This is a genomic window from Vibrio sp. 1580 (genome assembly GCF_033340055.1).
Genome location: NZ_JAWOVT010000823.1, coordinates 1 through 500, shown reverse-complemented (window position 1 = coordinate 500; position 500 = coordinate 1). Strand labels below are relative to the sequence as shown.

Annotated in this window: 1 protein-coding gene; it reads left to right on the top strand. The window is 44.8% G+C overall.

From position 1 onward, the window contains the following. A partial coding sequence (locus R7093_RS28580) for an OmpA family protein (protein ID WP_318147456.1) occupies window positions 1–470 on the top strand: 470 nt, incomplete at its 5' end. Window positions 471–500: the final 30 nt, after the last annotated feature.

Here is a 500-nt window from a genome sequence, read left to right as displayed (position 1 = left end):
TCGGTATAGGCTTCAACTACAAGTTTGGTTCTGAGACAGTAGTTCAAGAAGAAGCAGTTGAAGAAGTGGTAGAAACACGTCCATCTACTCGTATCGTTGAGCACGTGTACCCAGCTCAAACAGCAACAGTACAATTCGGCCTAGAAAGCGCAGAAGTGAAAGATGCATCAGCACTTTCTGGTACAGTTGATCTAATGAACACTTACCCACAAGCTAAAGTTGAGATCACTGGTTACAGTGACACAACGGGTTCTGCTCAGTACAACCAACAGCTAACTGAAAAACGTGCTAAAGCGGTTGCTAATGAATTCGAAGCGAAAGGTATCGCTGCTGACCGTATGACAGTTAAAGGCATGGGTGAAGCAAACCCAGTTGCTAGCAACGAAACTCGTCAAGGTCGCGAAGCGAACCGTCGTGTGGAAGTAGTTGTTCCTGCGTTTGAATACCAAACGACTGAACAAGCTCAATAATTTGTTGCTATAGCCAACAAAGCAAAAAGC